Origin of the sequence: Novosphingobium subterraneum (genome assembly GCF_000807925.1) — a bacterium.
Classification (GTDB): Bacteria; Pseudomonadota; Alphaproteobacteria; order Sphingomonadales; family Sphingomonadaceae; genus Novosphingobium; species Novosphingobium subterraneum.
Map to the genome: position 1 here is coordinate 38,972 of NZ_JRVC01000009.1, position 19,695 is coordinate 58,666.

At 63.6% G+C, this 19,695-nt stretch carries 14 protein-coding genes; 8 read left to right on the forward strand and 6 right to left on the reverse strand.

What is annotated here, in order from left to right; all coding sequences use genetic code 11:
- The first annotated feature begins 68 nt into the window (after nucleotides 1-68).
- The 4 genes from NJ75_RS10365 to NJ75_RS23305 all read left to right on the forward strand — a co-directional run bounded on the left by NJ75_RS10365 (nucleotide 69) and on the right by NJ75_RS23305 (nucleotide 3,466).
- Complete coding sequence (locus tag NJ75_RS10365; protein WP_039334174.1) at nucleotides 69-407, forward strand: P-II family nitrogen regulator; 339 nt, start codon at nucleotides 69-71, stop codon at nucleotides 405-407.
- 155 nt (nucleotides 408-562) lie between these two features.
- Nucleotides 563-1,972 (forward strand): type I glutamate--ammonia ligase, encoded by a 1,410-nt coding sequence (glnA, locus tag NJ75_RS10370; protein WP_039334175.1) that lies wholly within the window; start codon nucleotides 563-565, stop codon nucleotides 1,970-1,972.
- A gap of 214 nt (nucleotides 1,973-2,186) precedes the next feature.
- Nucleotides 2,187-2,672, forward strand: a complete 486-nt coding sequence (locus NJ75_RS10375) for a CHAP domain-containing protein (RefSeq protein WP_039334400.1) — start codon at nucleotides 2,187-2,189, stop codon at nucleotides 2,670-2,672.
- A 101-nt stretch (nucleotides 2,673-2,773) separates the two neighbouring features.
- A complete protein-coding gene (locus NJ75_RS23305; RefSeq protein WP_052242332.1) occupies nucleotides 2,774-3,466 on the forward strand; it encodes a tetratricopeptide repeat protein in 693 nt (230 codons plus the stop codon).
- Here the strand turns inward: NJ75_RS23305 and NJ75_RS10385 are convergent, their stop codons facing one another.
- Nucleotides 3,467-5,677, reverse strand: a complete 2,211-nt coding sequence (locus NJ75_RS10385; protein WP_236727120.1) for a bifunctional diguanylate cyclase/phosphodiesterase — start codon at nucleotides 5,675-5,677, stop codon at nucleotides 3,467-3,469.
- A gap of 235 nt (nucleotides 5,678-5,912) precedes the next feature.
- Here NJ75_RS10385 and NJ75_RS24325 point away from each other — a divergent pair, with 235 nt between their 5' ends.
- Both NJ75_RS24325 and NJ75_RS10390 read left to right on the forward strand, forming a co-directional pair.
- Entirely contained in the window at nucleotides 5,913-6,059 is a 147-nt protein-coding gene (locus tag NJ75_RS24325) for a lmo0937 family membrane protein (RefSeq protein WP_118073370.1), read from the forward strand.
- A gap of 122 nt (nucleotides 6,060-6,181) precedes the next feature.
- Nucleotides 6,182-7,606, forward strand: a complete 1,425-nt coding sequence (locus NJ75_RS10390) for an aldehyde dehydrogenase family protein (RefSeq protein ID WP_039334177.1) — start codon at nucleotides 6,182-6,184, stop codon at nucleotides 7,604-7,606.
- A 66-nt stretch (nucleotides 7,607-7,672) separates the two neighbouring features.
- Here NJ75_RS10390 and NJ75_RS10395 read toward each other — a convergent pair whose 3' ends face one another.
- The 5 genes from NJ75_RS10395 to NJ75_RS10415 all read right to left on the reverse strand — a co-directional run bounded on the left by NJ75_RS10395 (nucleotide 7,673) and on the right by NJ75_RS10415 (nucleotide 16,836).
- Nucleotides 7,673-11,878 (reverse strand): translocation/assembly module TamB domain-containing protein, encoded by a 4,206-nt coding sequence (locus tag NJ75_RS10395; protein WP_039334178.1) that lies wholly within the window; start codon nucleotides 11,876-11,878, stop codon nucleotides 7,673-7,675.
- A complete protein-coding gene (locus NJ75_RS10400; RefSeq protein WP_236727121.1) occupies nucleotides 11,878-14,109 on the reverse strand; it encodes an autotransporter assembly complex protein TamA in 2,232 nt (743 codons plus the stop codon). The genes NJ75_RS10395 and NJ75_RS10400 overlap by 1 nt, the downstream gene beginning before the upstream one ends.
- Nucleotides 14,078-14,944: an arginyltransferase gene (locus tag NJ75_RS10405; RefSeq protein WP_039334179.1), complete on the reverse strand. Its 867-nt coding sequence runs from the start codon at nucleotides 14,942-14,944 to the stop codon at nucleotides 14,078-14,080. Before NJ75_RS10405 ends, NJ75_RS10400 begins: the two co-directional genes overlap by 32 nt.
- Nucleotides 14,945-15,161: 217 nt before the next feature.
- Nucleotides 15,162-16,412 (reverse strand): threonine ammonia-lyase, encoded by a 1,251-nt coding sequence (locus NJ75_RS10410; protein WP_039334181.1) that lies wholly within the window; start codon nucleotides 16,410-16,412, stop codon nucleotides 15,162-15,164.
- A gap of 37 nt (nucleotides 16,413-16,449) precedes the next feature.
- Complete coding sequence (locus NJ75_RS10415) at nucleotides 16,450-16,836, reverse strand: VanZ family protein (RefSeq protein WP_052242334.1); 387 nt, start codon at nucleotides 16,834-16,836, stop codon at nucleotides 16,450-16,452.
- Nucleotides 16,837-16,931: 95 nt separating this feature from the next.
- Between NJ75_RS10415 and NJ75_RS10420 the strand changes: the two genes are divergently transcribed.
- The gene (locus tag NJ75_RS10420) at nucleotides 16,932-17,864 is read left to right on the forward strand and encodes an NAD(P)-dependent oxidoreductase (protein ID WP_052242354.1); all 933 of its coding nucleotides are present in this window, start codon (nucleotides 16,932-16,934) and stop codon (nucleotides 17,862-17,864) included.
- Nucleotides 17,861-19,549 carry an amidohydrolase gene (locus NJ75_RS10425; protein ID WP_039334183.1) on the forward strand — a complete coding sequence of 563 codons (1,689 nt, stop codon included), beginning with the start codon at nucleotides 17,861-17,863 and terminating at the stop codon, nucleotides 19,547-19,549. The genes NJ75_RS10420 and NJ75_RS10425 overlap by 4 nt, the downstream gene beginning before the upstream one ends.
- Nucleotides 19,550-19,695: the final 146 nt, after the last annotated feature.

Below are 19,695 nucleotides of genomic sequence, written 5' to 3' on the forward strand. Positions count from 1 at the left end.
ACACACGGGATAAATTGCCGGAACGCCGACCTTGGCGGTCCGGCCCGCGTTGCAGGGGTCTGAACGACGTGAAAAAGGTCGAAGCGATCATCAAGCCCTTCAAGCTCGATGAAGTGAAGGAAGCGCTGCACGAGATTGGCGTATCGGGCATCACCGTGACCGAAGCGAAGGGCTTCGGCCGCCAGAAGGGCCACACCGAGCTCTATCGCGGTGCCGAATACGTCGTCGATTTCCTGCCCAAGGTGAAGCTCGAGGTCGTGGTTGGCGATGCGCTGGTCGACCGCGTGGTCGAAGCGATCGCTGCCGCAGCACAGACCGGCCGCATCGGCGATGGCAAGATCTTCGTGATCCCGATCGAGAGCGCCCTGCGCATCCGTACCGGTGAGCGCAACGACGACGCTATCTGATCAGAACGACATGACAAGTTTGATGCCGCGGCGGGCCTGACCCGCCGGGCAGCATAGCGGGGGTGGGCCTGTGGACGGGCAAGCCTCCAGACGACAACCACCCCAGATACCCTCCGGAGCTCTCCACCGGAGGCAATGAAGAAGAAGGACCAGCGATGGCAACTGCAAAGGACATCCTCGCCCGCATCAAGGACGAGGAAATCGAATGGGTCGACCTGCGCTTCACTGACCCGAAGGGCAAGTGGCAGCACCTGACCATGGTCTCGACCGTTCTCGGCGAAGACGAACTGGAAGACGGCCTGATGTTCGACGGTTCGTCGATCGAAGGCTGGAAGGCCATCAACGAGTCGGACATGATCCTCAAGCCCGACCTCGACTCGGTCTATGTCGATCCGTTCTCGGCCTCGCCGATGCTGATCATCAACTGCGACATCGTCGAACCTTCGACCGGCGAACTCTATGGCCGTGACCCGCGTTCGACCGCCAAGCGCGCAGAAGCCTTCGTCAAGTCGGCCGGTTTCGGCGACACTGTCTACGTCGGTCCGGAAGCCGAGTTCTTCCTGTTCGACGACGTGAAGTTCTACGACGGCTACGACGGCAACGGCTTCCGCATCGATGACATCGAGCTGCCAACCAACTCGAACAAGGACTACGAAGGCGGCAACCTCGCCCACCGTCCGCGCGCCAAGGGTGGCTACTTCCCGGTCGCTCCGGTCGACAGCTGCGTCGACATCCGTGGCGAAATGGTCCGCACCATGATCGAGATGGGCCTGCCCTGCGACAAGCATCACCACGAAGTGGCCTCGGCCCAGCACGAACTCGGCCTGACCTTCGGCACCCTGGTCCAGACCGCCGACCGCATGCAGGTCTACAAGTACGTCGTGCAGCAGGTCGCCCATGCCTATGGCAAGACCGCGACGTTCATGCCGAAGCCGATCAAGACCGACAACGGCTCGGGCATGCACACCCACATCTCGATCTGGGAAGCTGGCAAGCCGCTCTTCGCCGGCAACGGCTATGCTGGCCTGTCGGAAATGTGCCTGTACTTCATCGGCGGCGTCATCAAGCACGCCAAGGCGCTCAACGCCTTCACCAACCCGACCACCAACAGCTACAAGCGTCTGGTGCCGGGCTATGAAGCCCCCGTTCTGCTGGCCTACTCGGCCCGCAACCGTTCGGCCTCGTGCCGCATCCCCTATGGCGCCGGTGCCAAGGCGAAGCGCGTCGAGTTCCGCTTCCCCGACGCGATGGCCAACCCTTACCTGTGCTACTCGGCACTGCTCATGGCCGGCCTCGACGGGATCAAGAACAAGATCCACCCGGGCGAAGCCATGGACAAGAACCTGTACGACCTGCCGCCGGCAGAGCTCGCCCAGGTTCCGACCGTGTGCGGCAGCCTGCGTGAAGCGCTGGAAAGCCTCGAAGCCGACCACGACTTCCTGCTCCAGGGCGGCGTGTTCACCAAGGACCAGATCGAAGCCTACATCGAACTGAAGTGGCCGGAAGTGATGCGCTGGGAAACCACGCCGTCGGCCGTCGAGTTCGACATGTACTACTCGCTCTGATCCAAACGATCAGAGAAGATACGAAGGGGCGTCCGGGAAACCGGGCGCCCTTTTGGTTTGAGGCACCGCCTGCAGCGGGAAACGCACGAGTTTGTGATTTTATCCACAGCGCACGAACTTTTTGCGACGAAGCGAGACGAGCTGTGATTGCGGCAGGATGAACGGAAGGGCGCAGGACTCCTCGAATCCGCCGAAATCCTTAGTGATGCTGCCCATGATAAAGAACGCGGTCGCAGCATTCCTGGCATTCTTCGCAGTCGTCGCTCTGCCGACCGCTGCCCAGGCCCGCCTCCAGTGCGTGACCTACGCCCGCCAGATTTCCGACGTTCAGATCAGCGGCAATGCGCGTGACTGGTGGAGCAATGCTGCGGGCACCTATGACCGTGGCCAGCAGCCAAAAGCCGGCGCCGTCCTCGCCTTCAGCGGCACGCGTGCAATGCCCTACGGACACGTTGCCGTTGTCCGCAAGGTCGTCGATGACCGCCACATCCTGATCGACCACGCGAACTGGTCCGGCCCGGGCATGGTCGAAAAGGGCGTAATGGCGGTTGACGTTTCGGCCGCTGGCGACTGGAGCGAAGTGCGCGTGTGGTACGCTCCGACAAAGTCGGTCGGCCTGCGCGCCAGCCCGGCCCACGGTTTCATCTATCCCCGCACCATGACGGCAGACGCGACGAAAGCCACCTCGGCCAAGGGCTGACCTCCCCTGAACCCGAAAAGAGATTGCCGCCGTCGAGGCGGGAATTGCATTTGCAAGTTCAGCGGCGGCACTGCACTCTTCCCAGAAAGGGAGAGCTGCCCATGCCGTTCCGCCGTACCATCATCGCCTCGGCAGTTTGCCTGATCGCGACGCCCGCCGCAGCGGCCGATTCGATGACCGACGCACAGGTCGAGCAGCTTTCCTCGGCCATCTTCAATGACATCGTTGCAGGCAAACCTGCCTCGGCCATCGACAAGGCTGATGAGCTGATCGCTGCGTTCAATGTCCGCCAGGCAAAGCGCGCCCACGCATGCGCCGAATCGCAGGAACAGGCCGAGGCACTGGCGAAGAAGAACGATGCCGAAGTCACGATGGAGCTCACGATCGTCGGCCCCGCATGGTGCGACGGATATTTCTACAAGGGCTATGCGCTGATCGATCTCGGCCGTGGACGCGAAGCGCTGCCGTGGCTGCAGCTGGCGCATGACCGTGCGCCGCTCAATGCGCACTACACCAACGAGCTGGCGGAATGGTTCAAGGCCCAGAAGGACTGGAAGCGTTCCTTCGGCTTGTTCGAAGAAGCGTTGAGGTCGGCTGAGACAGCACCGGACGGCCAGCGCGCATTATACAAGGCACGAGCGCTGCGCGGCATGGGCTTCAACAAGATCGAGATGGGCCAGCTCGACGAGGCAGAGACCCTTTTCAACGAATCCCTGACCTATCAGCCTGACAGCCCTGCAGCCGCCAACGAGCTCAAGTACATCAAACAGATACGCGGCGAGCCCAACACCTGATCAGGCAGTTCGGCGCTTTTCCATTGCTGCTGGCTCCAGCAGGGCACGCGCTTCGTGCAAAGGCATGGCCTGCCAGAACAGGTGGCCCTGGATCATCTGGCATCCGGCAGCCTGCACCAGCGCGCGCTGCATCGGGGTTTCAACGCCCTCGGCGACGACTTTCATGCGCAAGGTGTGCCCGAGCGAAACGATTGCACGCAGAATCGAATGGGCATCAAGATCGGCTTCGATGTTCTGCACGAACGAGCGGTCGATCTTGATCCGGTCAAACTGGAACGAGCGCAGATAGCTCAGCGATGAGTAGCCGATCCCGAAATCGTCGAGAGCAATGCGGAAACCGCGATATTTCAAACCCTTGAGCACGTCGACCACGTGCTCGCTGCGATCCAGCATCACCCCCTCGGTCACCTCGAGCACGAACCGGCGCGGATCGGCGCCAGTTTCGCGCACCAGTCGGTCGATTTCCGGCAGGAAGTCGCTCGCCATGATCTGCAGCGGCGAGAGGTTTACCGAGATGTCGCAGTCCGGCCAGTCGCGGCAATCCTCGAAGACACGGCGCAGGACCCATTGCCCCAGCGGCATCATCAGTCCCGCCTGCTCTGCAATCGGCACGAACAGGCCGGGACGGATCGGCCCGCGCTCGGGATGTGTCCAGCGCAATAGCGCCTCGAAGCCCTCCACGGCACCGTCCGCGGCATTGACGATCGGCTGATAGGCCAGGGCCAGCTCATCGCGATTGATCGCGCGGCGCAGCTCCATCTCCATGTCGCGCCGCAGCTTGACCGAAGCATCCATGTCGCGAGTAAACCGGCGATAGCGCGCCCGGCCCCGCTGTTTCGCCCGATATAGCGCGATGTCGGCGCGACGCAGCAGCTCGCCCGGGTCTTCGCTCTGCTCCGGCCCCCAGCTTATCCCGCAAGACAGGCTGACTTCGAGATTGTTGCCCGAAATCACGAAAGGCTCGAGGGCCAGCGCCATCAGTTGCCGCCCGAGCATGTCGGCCGCAGCGCGCCCGCCTGTGGAGCGCCGCAACAGCACGAATTCGTCCCCCCCGAAGCGCGAAAGGAAATCGCCGGGTGGAAGCGAACGACGCAGGCGCAGGGCGACCTGCCGGACCAGTTCATCGCCGACATGGTGACCCAGCGTATCATTCACCACCTTGAAACGGTCGATATCCAGATAGGCGATGAAGACGTCGCCGAACTCAGGCCGCTCGATGCAGGCAGACAATTCCTGTCGCAGCCTCTGCATGAAATGGGCGCGGTTCGGCAATCCCGACATCGCATCGTGCAAGGCATTGTGTTGAGCCTGCGCTTCACTGGCAATGAGTTCGCTGGTCGTCCGCCGCATCCGGCGGACGATGATCGCTCCACCGGCCACGACACCCATGAAGAAGAGGATATAGACTGCCAGCAGCGGTGCCGTCTGGCGCAGGATCGCCGGGCCCGGTGGCTTTGCAATCCACGAGAACCATCCGATGCGCTCTCCGCTCAGGTTCGTGACCGCGAGCGAGTAGCGCTTCTCGTCTGCATCAGGCGCCTGATCGAACCGGACATCGTCGAGCAACAGCGCAGACTGCAAATCGGCAATCATGCGCGCGTCGACGTAGCGTACGAGGACGATGTAATCGGGCGGTCCCTTGAGCAACGAAGCAGTCACGTCCGGCACTATCGACGCCGCCGCTATCAGCGCCGGCTTACCGTCGAAATTGTCCATCGAAGCTGCAGCACGGCCAACAGGCAGACCCTTCGCACTGTACGGCCAGCGTACATCACCCAATTTCCGCCATTCGCCGACTTTCTCCGATCCCGGATCGTCCTTCAGGGATTGCCGGATCAGGTCTGCAACCTTTCCCCCGATCTGGTTGTAGCGGCACTCTTGCGTGATCTTGCCGCCCTTCCAGCAGCGCACCAGCGTGCCATCGAACCTGACATGGTAGATGCGGTCGATGCGGTGGCTGCCCCAGAAGTAGCCGGCCAGATAGTTGCGCGCCCATCCCTCTGCGTCGGGCGCGTTGAGCTTCACGACGGCATCGTCCCACGTGATCTGAAGCCGATCGGCCTCCATGATCTGTCGCTCGCTCCGCTCGAGAAAGCGATGGACCAGCCGCTGCTCCTCCTGGCGGGTGAAAACATCGGCAATGCTGGTCGAATTGACGAAAGCCGCAACCAGTGCGGTTGTCAGCGCCACAAGCGCAAGAAACGTGCCCACGACGATCCATACGGCGCCGCGTGCCCCGGTGTGGTGGTGCCGCGACGCGGCGCGACTGAGGGTAGGTCCCGTCCCCATCCGGCCTTGTCTAGAGGCCGCTTCCGAAGAAATCGTTATCAATCCGGATGTTCGTATTCGTAGATGCAATCTGAACAGATATCCGGAACCCCGAAGGAATTGGCGGATTGAGAAATCAGACGGGCGCGGACGGGAGGAACGCAGCGGAGATCGTCACATGCTTCTCACTCTTGCCTTGATTCTCTTTGTCCTTTGGGCGCTGGGCGTGTTTGCCTTCAAGGTTACCGCAGCCTTCATCCATGTCGTTCTGGTCATCGCCATCCTGATCGGACTGGTCCACCTCTTTCGCGGGCGCCGGATTTGACGCGGCAATATGACATGATCCGGCAGGCCTGACCGGTTGCGGAATGCAACGCACGCACCTACTTTTCCGAACGCAAAGGGCCGGACGGTCGGTTCGGCGCACTCACTTCGGGAGAGACGGCAATGCGCGAGAGGCTGCAGCACTACATCGATGGCAAATGGGTCGATAGCGAAGGTGGTACGCGCCACGAAGTGATCAACCCAGCAACCGAAGAACCCGTCTGCGCCATTACGCTTGGCACGCAGGCCGATGTCGACAAGGCTGTGGCCGCTGCCCAGCGTGCGTTCAAGACCTTCAGCAAGACCACTCGTGAAGAGCGCCTTGCCCTGATGGATCGCATCGTCGCCGAGTTCAAGAAACGTGCGCCGGAACTTGCGGTCGCCATGGCCGAGGAAATGGGCGCCCCGGTGAGCTTCGCCGGCACGGCTCAGGTCGGTGCCGGTATCGGCGGATTCCTGGGCACGATGGCCGCGCTCAAGAACTTCAACTTCATGGAAGACAACGGCGCCTACAAGGTCGCTTACGAGCCGATCGGCGTTGTCGGGATGATCACGCCCTGGAACTGGCCTCTCAACCAGATCGCACTGAAGGTCGCACCTGCACTGGCTGCTGGCAACACGATGATCCTCAAGCCTTCCGAAGAGTGCCCGACCAATGCGGCCATCTTTGCCGAGATTCTTGATGCGGCAGGCGTTCCGCCTGGCGTCTTCAACCTCGTTCAGGGTAATGGACCGGGCGTTGGCACGGCGATCAGTTCGCACCCCGGTATCGACATGGTCAGCTTCACGGGTTCGACCCGCGCGGGCATTCTTGTCGCCAAGGCCGCTGCTGACACGGTGAAGCGCGTCCATCAGGAATTGGGCGGCAAGTCACCCAACCTTGTCCTGCCCGATGCGGACTTTGCCAAGCACTTGCCGTCGACGGCTTCCGGTCCGCTGGTCAACTCGGGCCAATCCTGCATTTCGCCGACCCGCATCCTTGTGCCCAAGGAGCGCGAGGCCGAAGCGGCAGCGTTCGTTTCGGCAATGTATGCCGCGATGCCCGTTGGCGATCCTCTGCAGGAAGGCCAGCATCTCGGCCCGGTGGTGAACAAGGCACAGTTCGACAAGATCCGCGGACTGATTCAATCCGCCATCGACGAGGGCGCCAAGCTGGAGACCGGTGGTCCCGACCTGCCGTCCAACGTCAATCGCGGCTACTACATCAAGCCGACGGTGTTTTCGGGCGTGACGCCGGACATGCGCATCGCCCAGGAAGAGATCTTCGGTCCCGTTGCCACGATCATGACCTACGACGATCTCGAACAGGCTATCGAGATTGCCAACGACACCGCCTATGGCCTTTCTGCCTGCATCACCGGTGATCCGGCCAAGGCTGCGGAAGTGGCCCCTGCCCTGCGGGCCGGCATGGTGGCAATCAACAACTGGGGCCCGACGCCGGGTGCGCCGTTTGGCGGCTACAAGCAATCGGGCAATGGCCGCGAAGGCGGGCTCTATGGCCTCAAGGACTTCATGGAAATGAAGGCGATCAGCGGCCTGCCCGCCTGATCCACGACGAAAAGCAGAAAGCCGGAGGGGCCGCTCGCAAGAGTGGCCCCTTTCGCTTTTGCGCAATCAGTAGTCCTTGCTGACCTTGAGGTTGAGGCTTTCATCGCCAATCGTCGAAACCGTGCCGAGCAGCGCAAGCCAGCGGGTTATGCGGAACTCGACGGAGGTCGCATTGTAGCCCGCGCCATCAGTCACGAGTTCGACAAAGAAGCGGCGCCCGATATATTTGCCCACGGCAATGCTGGTCCCCGATCCCACTGTCGGGTCCGCCCCGACGATGCGCAAGCGATCGAGACCGATCGCAGCACGCAGCTTGTTGATCGGATCGAGCCCGCCGCCGCCGCGCAGGCTGGCCAGGGCCGATGCCAGCTGCACAGCTTCGGGCGCGGAGATCTGCGAAATCGAGCTGCCGAAGAGGATACGGCTGAGCAGTTCTTCCTCAGGCAGCGAGGGCGTTGAGGAGAATGCGATGATCGGCTTGTTACCGGTGCCGGTGATCGAAATCTTGGCGTTGATGTTGTTGGCATCGCCCTCGGCGACAATGTCCAGTTGCGGGTCGACCGGGACTTCGCCGGTAAAGCGTATGCGTCCGCGCGTCAGTTCAAAGCGCTTGCCGGCAAATTCGTAGCCGCCTCGCACCAGGTCGGCGGTGCCGATGATCTGCGGAGCGGCGGTCGTACCGCGCAGGCGAATATCGGCGCCCCACTCGCTTTCAAGGCCCAGACCCCGCACATCGATGCGGTTGGCGCCCGATGCGTCGATCAGAAAGCGCCACGGCGCTGCGGCGGCCCTGGCGGGCGCAGCATCGGCAGGGGCATTGATCTCGCGCGTGGCGATGACCGGCAGTTCCTGCACTGCGCTGGCGCGGCCCAGTGCCCAGCGTGCACTCTCGATCCTCACCCGGCCGGCGATAGTTCCGCCCACGCCATTGCTGACGATGCGCAAGGGGCCGGTGACGGTCGCGGCCATGTCATCGCGCGAGATCAGCTGTGCATTGCGAGCAGAGAGCTTGAGATCGATGGTCGGGCCATGTTCGGACAATTCCGCAAGCCCGATCGAGCCGCTTCCACTGACCCTGCCACCATTCGTGGTCACGCCGGAGAACCGGGCCAGTTGCAGGCGGGAATCGGTGAAGGTTCCTGCCAGTTCCACCTGCCGCAGATCGGTGCCGGTAAGCGTGCTCTGTACACGCAACCCTTTCGAGGCGACCGCGCCCTGCAGTACCGGAGCGGTGATGGAACCCGAGATATCGGCCCGCACGCCCAATGGCCCGGTAAGATCGAATATCTCCACGCCTGATAGGCGCCAGAGCGATTCTGCGGGACCGGAATAGCGCAGTTGCCCGGCAAGCCGTCCGCTTTCGAGCCGGTCCATGAAGCCGCCGCCGCGCGGCAGGCCGTTTACCACGGCCTGGAGCCGACCGCGAATGTCGTTGCCCTCGCGCAGCACGGTTCGCATCTGCAGGGCGTCGGGATCAAGCTTTGCGACAAGTGCCACATCGATGGGACGCGATGTGAGGACCAGCCCCGACCGCGACAGCCCCCGCACCATCAGCGCAGCATTGCCCGAAGGCGCACCCTGCCCGTCGTTGTTGTACTCGACGATGCCTGAGGCAACGCCGCCGAGGCCAAGGTCAGCCACGACAATGTCCGCCACCGAAAGCGGCATGCGCGAAAGCAGAAGACGCAGCTGTGTAGGCCCGCCCAGAACATGGCCTTCGGCAATCAGGATGCCTCGCCCGAAGCCGATCTGGGTGGGCGACAGGCGCCAGCCCTCCCCCTCGCGCGTCAGGATCGCGCGGCGGGGCATTCTGACTTGCCGTCCGGCGTACTCCCCCGAGACGTAGGTCACGATCTGTTCGGGCGAGAAGGCCGCGGTCCCTTGCAGCGCGAATTGCGTACCTCTCCGGCCCGAGACCGAAGCGGTCACCGATCCGCTGCCGTCCTGCAGATAGGCCGAAGCGGCAAGTTTGCCGATAAAGACCTTGCCCATGCCGATGCCTTCGGCGAGCAGCGTGCCTTCGACGGTCGAGTGCCCATCCTTGATCAGGCCGGTTGCGTCAATCTTGGCATTGCCGATGGACAGCGGCCGCGCCCCACCGAACCGGGCGTTGCGGGCGATGACATTGGCATCGAAGCCCTGCCCGCCCTCACGCGGGCTAAGCAATACCGTGCCATTCAAGCCACCCCCTGCCAGCGCGATCTGACCGGCAACGCCATCTTTGCCGAGCGTCACTCCGCCCGTCACGTCCGTCTGCCAGACGCGGAACTGCTGGATATCGATGCGGGTGCCCTGCCCCGGAGGCATGAACAGGCCCAGTGTCCCCGTAAACGGCCCCAGCGTGGAATCGCCCGCCGTCTCGATGCGGAAGCCGTCGGCAATGGGCGAGAGCGCCACGCGAACGTCCTTCAGTCCTGCTGCGGGAAGCGGGCTGGCGAATACCAGCACTGCATTCGGACCTTCGTTGGTCATCGCCGCCTGCACCGTGAAGGCGCCATAGTCGGCATGACGGCCACTACCGCGCAGCGATGCGGCACCACCGGGCAACACCTTGCCATCCAGCGCCATCTGCAGCTTGGCCGAGCTTATCCGTGCCTTGCGGAATGTGACGGGAATGCGCTCACCAAGAGCAAGTCCGCCAGTAAACCGCACGCCACCGCCCGTCAGCGACTGCAAGGTGGCGTTGTCGATCCGCGTCATGCGCCCGGCAAGGTTTGCCTGCAGGGTCCACGGCACGCCATTGCCGATCTTGAACAGGATCTTGGCCGTACCGTCGACCGCACCGAGGTTCTCGATCGCAAATCCTCGTGCCACCACCGGCCCCGCCAGAGCATAACCTCCGCGCGCCATGTCGCCGCTCAGGGCAAGGCGTGCGGCCAGGCCTTTCATCGTCAGCGCGAGGTTGTCTGAAGTGAGACGATTACCGGCGAAAACCAGGTCTCCATTTACGCGCGCACCGGGAAAGCGTGGATCGATCATTGCGTTGCCAGTGACGACCCTTTGCGCGCTGACATTCAGCGGCAGGACAAACCGCTTGCCGTCCCATGCCGCCGTGCCGGACGAGCGCAGGCCCTGCGCATCAAGAGTGCCCAGCTTGAGCCGTTGCACCGCCACCTGATGTTCGATGGAGAGATCGGAGAACGCGCCGTTGAAAGTAGCATCGATCGCGACACCGGAAAGCTGCGGCGCAGTCATCAGCCGTTCGGGCCTGAGCACCAGTGCCCGCACCTTGAGATCCTCGGCTTCGTTGTTCGCAAGATCGAGCTTGCCCTCGGCCCTTACCTTGAAAGCATCGCCCGCCGCACGGAGCGTGCCGTCGAACGCCCTGTCAACAAAGGTCCCGTCGTAAAGCAGCGATAGCGTTTGCCCGACTGCCTGCCCTGCCGTGCCCTTCAGCATCTTGCCCGGCCACACTTGGCCGCCAAGGCTGTAGGCACCAGCGCGATTTGCCAGCTGAAATGCGGCCAATCGTTCTTCACCGATGGTCGCATACGCCACGCCGTCCCAGCGCGTCCAGCCGCCCTTGCCGCCAACACGCGCGCGAATGTCGCCATCGGCGCCCAACATCTTGGCCATCATGCCATCGCGTGGCGCATCATAGGCGAGTTGGAGATCGAACTTGTTGCGATCGGGTTCGCTGTCCAGCCTGAAAACGACGCGATCGCCTGCGACCCGGCCGTTGACGTCCACGATGGCGTGGCCCCCGCGAATATCCGCCTTGGCAACCACGTCCACCCGGCGCTTCTGCCCTGCCATGGCCGGAGATACCGTCAGGTTGTCGATGACCAGTCTGTCGACGCGAATGTCGAAGTTCGGGAGAATCGGCGCATCAGGGTCTTCGCTTGGTCGCAGGCGGGGCGCCCGGCGCAATACGCCGCGATGAAGGGCAAGCAACCGCACGTCGAGCCCCGTCCTGAGCCAGGCAAGCGGTCGCCAATCCAGCTCCGCCTCGGGCACTGTCAGGAAAACCCCTTCCGGATCGCTCACCCTGATGTCGCGCAGCTTCGCGGCTCCGTAGATGGACCCATCGATCCGGCCGATCTCGATCCGCAGGCCCGACCCCGGCGTGATCGCGGCAATGCGATCTGCCAGCAGACGGTGACCGAGCGAGGAGTCAAGGACCACCAGGGCAGCCAGCACAAGCGCGATGCCCGCCACGAACAGGATCGCCACCCGTCGCGCCGCGCCACGCACGAAGCGCGACCTGCGCGACCGCACCGGCCTTGCAGGCTCGGCTGCAGGCTGCTCTGGCTGAGGCACATCGTCCGCCATCAGAAAGCCTGACCCAGCGCGACATAGACGCCGATGCGACTGTCGCCCTTGGACGGGTTGAGCGGCGTTCCCAGATCGATGCGGATGGGTCCGAAGTTGGTTTCATAACGCAGGCCGATGCCCGCGCCGACCTTGATATCGCGCAGGCGCGGGGTCGTCGTGGTGTCCACCGCACCGGCATCGACGAACGGCACCAGGCTCACTGCGCCTCCCAGCAGCCCGGTCTTCACGCGCGCCTCGAGCGAGAATTCGCTCAGGGCGCGGCCGCCGCTCGGCTCGCCTGCGGTGTCGCGCGGACCGATCAGCTGATAGCCATACCCACGCACCGATCCACCACCGCCGGCATAGAACCGGCGCGACGGCGCGATGTTGGTGATGTCTGTGCCCAGAATCGTGCCGAACCGTACGCGGCCCGCCACGACCAGCTTCTCGCCTACCGGCTGGTAATAGCTCGCATCGAGCTGAGCCTTGCCATAACTCGACTTCACGCCGTTCTGCACCGAGATCTCCGGTGAGACGCGCAGACCCACGCGGAAACCCCGTGTGGGATCGAGCAGGTCATCGCTGCCGTCATAGGCTGCGCGCATCGGCAGTGCGCCGATGAAATAGGTCTTGCGCGCCTGGCGGGCGAGGATCGCCGCCGCATCGCGCTCGCCCGTGGCCAATATCTCGACCCCTGCCGAGAACACCCACGGCTTCTGGAACAGCAGCGTCTGCTGCCGCTCGATCCCGGCAGTGAACGAAACGGTGCGCGCCTCGAAGGCGCTGCTCGTCTGATTGCGCGCATAGAGATCGGCATTGAGCACGAGATCGCGCGTCAGGAAATTGTTGCGGCGGAAGGTGAGGCCGGCAAGCTGCTCCTGCGTGCCGGCAACTCCGCGTACGCGCACCGTGCCTTCGGGCGGGAAGAAGTTACGGTGCTCCCAGCTGGCCTCGACACGGAAGCCTTCACCGCTGGAGTAACCGATCAGCCCGGCTATGGTCCTCAGGGGTGCAGGGGTGAGCGTTACGTCGACATCGACCGTGCCTGGCGCTTGCCCGTCAGGCTTTGCCACCTCGCGTGCCTCGACGGTCAGCGAGGAAACAAGTCCGGTCGCCAGGATTGCCTGACGCAGATCGTCCACTTCCGAACGCTTGAAGCGATCGCCCGGATCGAATCGCGCGATCCGCTGCAGATGCCGCGCACTCAGGAAGCGGTCGCGCGAAGAGTTGATCTTGCCGAACTGATAGACCCCGCCCGGCGTTACCGGCACCGTCAGGTCGCCCTCGCGCCGTTCATGGTCGATCAGCAGGTCGGGATCGCCAAGCTTGGCGAAGGCGTAGCCTGTCTCGCCCAATGCCGTTTGCAACGAGAGGCGCTCGGCCACGATCCTGTCGCCATTGATCGCGTCCCCGGGCTGTATCTTGAAGGCCCCGCGCAAAGCCTCATAATCCGGGCCTGTCGCGGAAAGATCGCCAAGCGCGATCTGGCCAACCTTGTATTGTGGTCCAGGCTGCACGTCGAAGCGCACGACCACCTTCTCGACATCGATCGGCCCTGTGGCTTCGCCCTCGGCGCGATCCTCGAGTCCCCCGAGGGTCTGGTAGATCTGCGCATCGTAATAGCCGTAAACGCGCATGACCTCGGCCAGCGTCTCGCGATCGGTTCTGGCGCGCCGGACGATCTGGGCAAGGTTGTCTTCATCGTCGTCGAAGGATTTGAGGCTCGAAAGTCCGGCGAACCGGTCGACGATGTCGCCCGCATCGGCAATGGCGTCCTTGCCGCTGGGAAACGCGACCTCCACCTGTTTGCCCACGCGCGAAACGTCGGCATCAGCCAGCCGCACGCCGGCGGGCAAGTCACCCTCTTCCTGCCCGGGAAGGGCATCGACTGCCGCATCGGTGGACTGTTCGGCCACGTCGATATCGGGATCGGGCGTGAGCGGCTGGATATCGGGAATCTCGCTCCCGTCCGGCCACGGAATGGTCATGCCGGGAATATCCGGCATGGCGGTATCGGCCTCGATCTGCTCGATCACGGTCGCAGCCGGCGCGCCGGTGCGAGCAGCCTCGGTATCAAGCGCCCATGTATCCGCATTATCGAGCGCCGAGTCGGGGATCAGGGCCTCAAGCTCCTGATCCGCATCACGCGACTGTGCCAAGGCCTGCGTCGGCAGAGCAAGCAGCAAGACCGCCGCCAGAATGCGCGCGAGCGGGAGGTCAGGTGTGGGCGTAGCGCTCCTGCGCCCCATGAACCCCGTCCTTGAGGCTCCCTTCGATGCCGCTTCGCGGCAGATCGGCATCAGCGCCTTGCCGTGCAGTGACGGCGCGCTCGATGGCGCTGGCCTGTTCAGCAGGTTCGAACCGTTCCCAGCCATCGCGGCCCAGTTTCTCCATCGGGCGGAAGCGCACCTTGTATTGCATGCGCTCCGATCCTTCGACCCAGTAGCCGAGATAGACATACGGCAAGCCGACTTGGCCTGCTCGCTGGATATGGTCGAGGATGATGAAAGTGCCAAGCCCGGACCGCGTCTCGTGTTGTGGATCGTAGAAACTGTAGATCATCGAGAGACCATCGCCCTGCTCGTCGGTCAGACAGGCCCCTACCAGTCTGCCCTGCGAACCATCGGTGGTCGGCTCCCTGTATTCGATGACGTAACTCTTGACCGGGGTGTGTTCCACCATGTCCGCGAAATCCATCTCGTCCATGGCGGCCATCCCCCCGCCCGGGTGACGCACGGCGAGATAACGCTGCAACAGCTCGAACTGTTCCGGAGTTGACCAAGGTTTGCACACACTTACGACAAGATCGCGGTTGCGCTTCCAGATCCGCTTCTGCGTTGATGAGGCCTGAAACGCATTGGCGACCACCCGCACCGAGATGCAGGCAGTGCATTCGACGCAGCTGGGGCGGTAGGCAACAGTCTGGCTGCGGCGGAATCCGATGCGGCCCAGCGCATCGTTCAGCTCGTCCGCGTTGGGGCCTTTGAGCTCGGTGAACACCTTTCGCTCGCTCCGCCCCGGCAGGTACGGACACGGCGCGGGGCTGGTGACGAAAAAGCGCGGGAAGCGAACGGGCGCGGTCACGGCGGGGCTTGTGCTCCTGAGGCCGGACTATCCGGCGTGTCAGCAACAAACATGCCTCAGCCAGGCAAATCCTAAAAGCCCGTTAACTACCTTTCATGCACAAATTCGCGCCATTTCCTGACCGGAATGGCGATTTGGCCATGGCCGACGGCACGAGTCCCTTCGCAGGACAGTCCTCGCCCCGAAGGTTAACGCCGAGCGAGGCGGCTTGGCTGTATCAGCCCAGCTCAACCTGCTCCAGATCGTAGCCCTTGGCACGCAGCCCTGCGACCAGCCTGTCGATCTGCTCACGGTCCCGCGCCTCGCACTCGATCTCAGCCGTCAGCCCCTTGGCGGGAAGCGAGGTGAAGATGCGCTGGTGCCAGACTTCGAGGATGTTGACCTGGTGCCGGTTGAACTCCTCGACCACCTTGAACAGTGCGCCCGGGCGATCCTGCAACGTGATGCGCAGGCGGCCAAGCCGGCCCGAGCGGGCCAGATCGCGCAGGAGCACATTGGCCAGCAGGCGCGTATCGATATTGCCGCCGCACAGCACGATGCCGACCTTGCGCCCGGCAAACCGCTTCTTGTGTGTCATCACGGCGGCCAGCCCGGCTGCGCCGGCACCTTCGACAACGGTCTTCTCGATCTGCAGCAGCACCGCAACCGCACTCTCCAGAGCGGCTTCGCTGACCAGCACGACATCATCGACGATGTTGGCGAGAACCTTCGAGGTAAACTCGCCCGGCTCCTTCACGGCAATGCCTTCAGCCAGCGTATCGCCACCGCAAGGCAGATCGAGATGCTTGAGCTTGGCATACATCGACGGGAACAGTTGCGCCTGAACGCCGACAAGCCCGATGCCCGGCTTTATGCCGCGCGCAGCGGTGCCCATGCCCGACAGCAAGCCACCGCCGCCGATCGGAACCACCAGCGTCTCGATCTCCGGCGCGTCTTCCAGCATTTCGAGCGCGACAGTGCCCTGCCCGGCTGCCACGCGCGGATCATCGAACGGGTGGACGAAGGTCAGGCCCAGTTCGCCTTCGAGCTTGCGCGCATGTGCATAGGCTTCATCGAAGGTTTCGCCCTCGAGAACGACCTTGCCCCCCACGGATTCGGTCTGCATCACCTTCACTGTCGGCGTCGTGCGCGGCATCACGATGGTAACGGGCATTCCCAGCCGCGTGCCATGATAGCTCAGGCCCTGGGCATGGTTCCCGGCCGACGCCGCGATCACCCCGCGCGACCGCTGCTCCTCGGTCAGCTGCAGCAGCGCATTGAGCGCACCGCGCTCCTTGTAGGCGGCAGTGAACTGCAGGTTCTCGAACTTGAGCCAGATGTCGGCCCCGGTGATGTTGCTGAGCGTCTTGCTGTAAAGCGTGGGCGTCCGCACAACCTGACCCGAAATACGCTCCGCCGCGGCACGAACATCGGCGAGGGTCAGCAGGGAATCTCCCTGCATGGCGGGCTTGAGCGCTACGTTTTCCATGGCCGCGCCCTAACGGAAAGCGGCCCCCAAGAAAACCTCAAGCTTTACCGGATTCGGCGCGGGAGACAGCGAACCAGCGAAAACCGGTCACCGGAACCATCGCCACGAGTATGGCCGCGCTATCCGCCACCCAGTCACGCCAGTCCGAGTCGCGGTGGAGGAACGGGATCAGTTGCACCACTTCGATGCCAGCCCCGACAACTGAAAGCCACAACGCAGCACGCAGCAACGATGCCCTCGGCCAGCCGACGCCAGCAAGCAGCGAGAGCGTGAAGAACGCCAGCATGTGCGCAAACTTGTCGCCCAGACTGTCGATCGGCAGGCTCGGAGGCTTGGGCAGGACAGCCATGATGAGCGCAAATGCGAAAGCCGGCCAGAACGCAAACCGTGCGACGCGGGAGGTAAGGTCGATCAAGCGCTGCATCGCCAACCGCTATGCTTTGCCCCTGTTCTGCAGGCAAGCGGCTACTGGCACGGAGCTACTGGCACTCGGCAGCAAACCGGATATGAATGCGCATCATGAGCGACCAGACACCAGCATCGACCGGGCCAGCAGCTGCCCCCGCAAATGTTTCCTTCCTTGGCCTTGGCGTAATGGGCGGCGCGATGGCGCGGCATCTCGGCAAGGCGGGACACACTCTCACGATTTACAACCGCACCACGGCGCGTGCCGAAGCCTGGGCGGCGGCCAATCCCGGTATTTCCGTCCGCATCGCCACCAGCCCTGCCGAAGCCGCTGACGGAGCCGATGCCGTCATCACTTGCGTCGGCAACGACGACGATCTTGCCGATGTCGTGCTCAGCCCTAACGGCGTGTTCTCGACGCTGAAGCGCGGCGCGCTTTACATCGATCACACCACGGTATCGGCCCGCATCGCCCGGCAGATCGCGGTCGAGGGCCGCGACAAGGAGCTGCTCTGCGTCGACGCCCCCGTGACCGGCGGCCAATCAGGCGCGGAAGCTGGCACCCTTGCCATCATGTGCGGCGGCAGCGCCAAGGCTGTCGATGCCGCGCGCCCGATCCTTGCTGCCTATGCCAAACGCGTCGTCCATGTCGGCAAGTCCGGTGCCGGGCAAACCGCGAAGATGGCCAACCAGATGTGCATTGCCGGCACGCTGGCCGGGCTGTCCGAAGCGATCCGCTTTGCCCAGATCGCCCATCTCGATCTCGACAAGGTCTTCGAGGCGATCTCGGGCGGAGCTGCGCAGTCCTGGCAGATGGACAACCGTTTCCACACCATGGCCAAGGACGAATTCGACTTCGGCTTCGCGGTCGACTGGATGCGCAAGGATCTCGGCCTGGCCATGGACGAGGCACGAAACCTTGGCGCCAGCGTGCCGGTAACGGCCTTGGTCGATCAGTTCTATGTCGACGTGCAGGCCATGGGCCATGGGCGTGAAGATACCTCGGCGCTTATCCGTCGCCTGCCGCGCCGGGCGAAGAAGGCATGAAGCGCTTCGCCCTCGCTGCACTGCTTCTCGCCACCGCTCCAGCCGCCTATGCCGATACCCTGGTCGACAATGTGCGCGGCACGACAATCGGCGCCAATGGCCAGGTGGAGCAATTCACCGGCCTGCTGTTCGACAGCGCCGGCGTCGTCAAGCGCGTGATCCATACCGGCGAAAAGAAGCCGAAACCGCGCAAGGATTACCAGTACCACATCGATGGCAAGGGCCGCGTCATGCTCCCGGGCATGATCGATGCGCACGTTCACGTGATGGACATCGGCTTCGCCGCCTTGAGCCTCGATCTATCCGGCACTACCTCGCTTGCCGATGCGCTGAACCGCATCGCCAAGTTCAGCGCCGAGCACCCGGACCGTCCGTGGATCATCGGGCGCGGCTGGAATCAGGAAAGGTGGCAGCTTGGTCGTTTCCCCACCGCTGCCGAACTTGACGCGGTTACTGGCGGCAGGCCTGTCTGGCTCCAGCGCGTGGATGGTCACGCTGGCTGGGCCAACAGCGCGGCGCTCAAGGCTGCAGGTGTCACGGCTGCAACCAGGGACCCGGCGGGCGGCAGCATCGATCGTGCCCCCGATGGCTCCCCGCGCGGTGTGCTCGTCGATGCCGCGATGGAACTGATCGAGGCAAAGGTCCCGGCGCCTCGCCCCGAAGACCGCGATCTCGCGCTCGCCAATGCCCAGCAGATCCTGTTCAAGCGGGGTGTCACCGCCGTGGCCGACATGGGCACTGCAATCGAGGACTGGCAGGCCTATCGCCGCGCCGGCGATGCCAACAAGCTCTATGTCCGCATCATGGCCTATGCCCGCGGCACCGAGCAGATGGTTCTCATCGGCGGCCCCGGCCCCTCGCCTTGGCTTTATCAAGACCGGCTCCGGCTCAACGGCGTAAAGCTCTATGTCGATGGCGCCCTGGGATCGCGCGGTGCCTGGCTGAAAGCGCCCTATGCCGATGCGCCTGCCACGCGCGGGCTCCCGCAACTTAACCAGACCCAGCTCGGCAACCTGATGAGCCGCGCGGCGATGGACAACTTCCAGGTCGCGATCCACGCTATCGGCGATCAGGCCAATGCCACCGTCATCGGCGCAATCGCCGACCTTTCCGAGACCTACAAGGGCGATCGCCGCTGGCGCATCGAACATGCCCAGATCGTCGATCCGAGCGACATCGCCCGTTTCGCGGCGAGCGGTGCCATCGCCTCGATGCAGCCGATACACCAGACTTCTGACCGCGTGATGGCCGAAGCGAGGCTCGGTCCGGACCGCCTTGCCGGCGCCTATCCCTGGAAATCGCTCAAGTCCGCTGGCGTGCGTCTTGCCTTCGGGTCCGACGCTCCGGTCGAAGTGGCCGACCCTTGGTCGGGGATTGCCGCTGCTGTCAGTCGCCAGGGACCGGACGATCAGCCCGCGGGTGGCTGGCAGCCGCAGGAGCGCGTGACGCCCGCCGAAGCACTGGCGGCCTATACTGTCGATGCTGCCTATGCCGGATTTGCCGAAAGCCGGTTCGGCCGCCTTGCGCCCGGTCTTAGGGCAGACTTCGTGCTGGTCGACACCGATCCACTCACCGCAAATGCTGCACAGCTCAGGAAGACGAAAGTCCTGGAAACGTGGATTGGCGGGGGCAAGGTCTGGTCCGCCGAAAAAGGGGTGGAAACCGAAACGCCTTCAAAGCGTTAGGGTGGCGACGCGGAAGGCTTGGGGGCGCTCTTTCCGGATGCTGCCCAACGGCTGCGTCGCGGAACCCGCCCTCTCACCTGAGGTTTCGCGAGCTTTGCGAGGCTCTGAGTTATAAGTACCGAAACGGGGGCCTGTGTGCCCCCGTT

Excerpts from the sequence above, each read along its gene's own strand:
- NJ75_RS10375 (WP_039334400.1), top strand. The coding sequence starts at position 2,187 with ATGATAAAGAACGCGGTCGCAGCATTCCTGGCATTCTTCGCAGTCGTC.
- NJ75_RS24325 (WP_118073370.1), top strand. The coding sequence starts at position 5,913 with ATGCTTCTCACTCTTGCCTTGATTCTCTTTGTCCTTTGGGCGCTGGGC.
- NJ75_RS10420 (WP_052242354.1), top strand. The coding sequence starts at position 16,932 with ATGAGCGACCAGACACCAGCATCGACCGGGCCAGCAGCTGCCCCCGCA.
- NJ75_RS10415 (WP_052242334.1), bottom strand. The coding sequence starts at position 16,836 with ATGCAGCGCTTGATCGACCTTACCTCCCGCGTCGCACGGTTTGCGTTC.
- NJ75_RS10410 (WP_039334181.1), bottom strand. The coding sequence starts at position 16,412 with ATGGAAAACGTAGCGCTCAAGCCCGCCATGCAGGGAGATTCCCTGCTG.
- NJ75_RS10390 (WP_039334177.1), top strand. The coding sequence starts at position 6,182 with ATGCGCGAGAGGCTGCAGCACTACATCGATGGCAAATGGGTCGATAGC.
- glnA (WP_039334175.1), top strand. The coding sequence starts at position 563 with ATGGCAACTGCAAAGGACATCCTCGCCCGCATCAAGGACGAGGAAATC.
- NJ75_RS10425 (WP_039334183.1), top strand. The coding sequence starts at position 17,861 with ATGAAGCGCTTCGCCCTCGCTGCACTGCTTCTCGCCACCGCTCCAGCC.
- NJ75_RS10400 (WP_236727121.1), bottom strand. The coding sequence starts at position 14,109 with ATGGGGCGCAGGAGCGCTACGCCCACACCTGACCTCCCGCTCGCGCGC.
- NJ75_RS10395 (WP_039334178.1), bottom strand. The coding sequence starts at position 11,878 with ATGGCGGACGATGTGCCTCAGCCAGAGCAGCCTGCAGCCGAGCCTGCA.
- NJ75_RS23305 (WP_052242332.1), top strand. The coding sequence starts at position 2,774 with ATGCCGTTCCGCCGTACCATCATCGCCTCGGCAGTTTGCCTGATCGCG.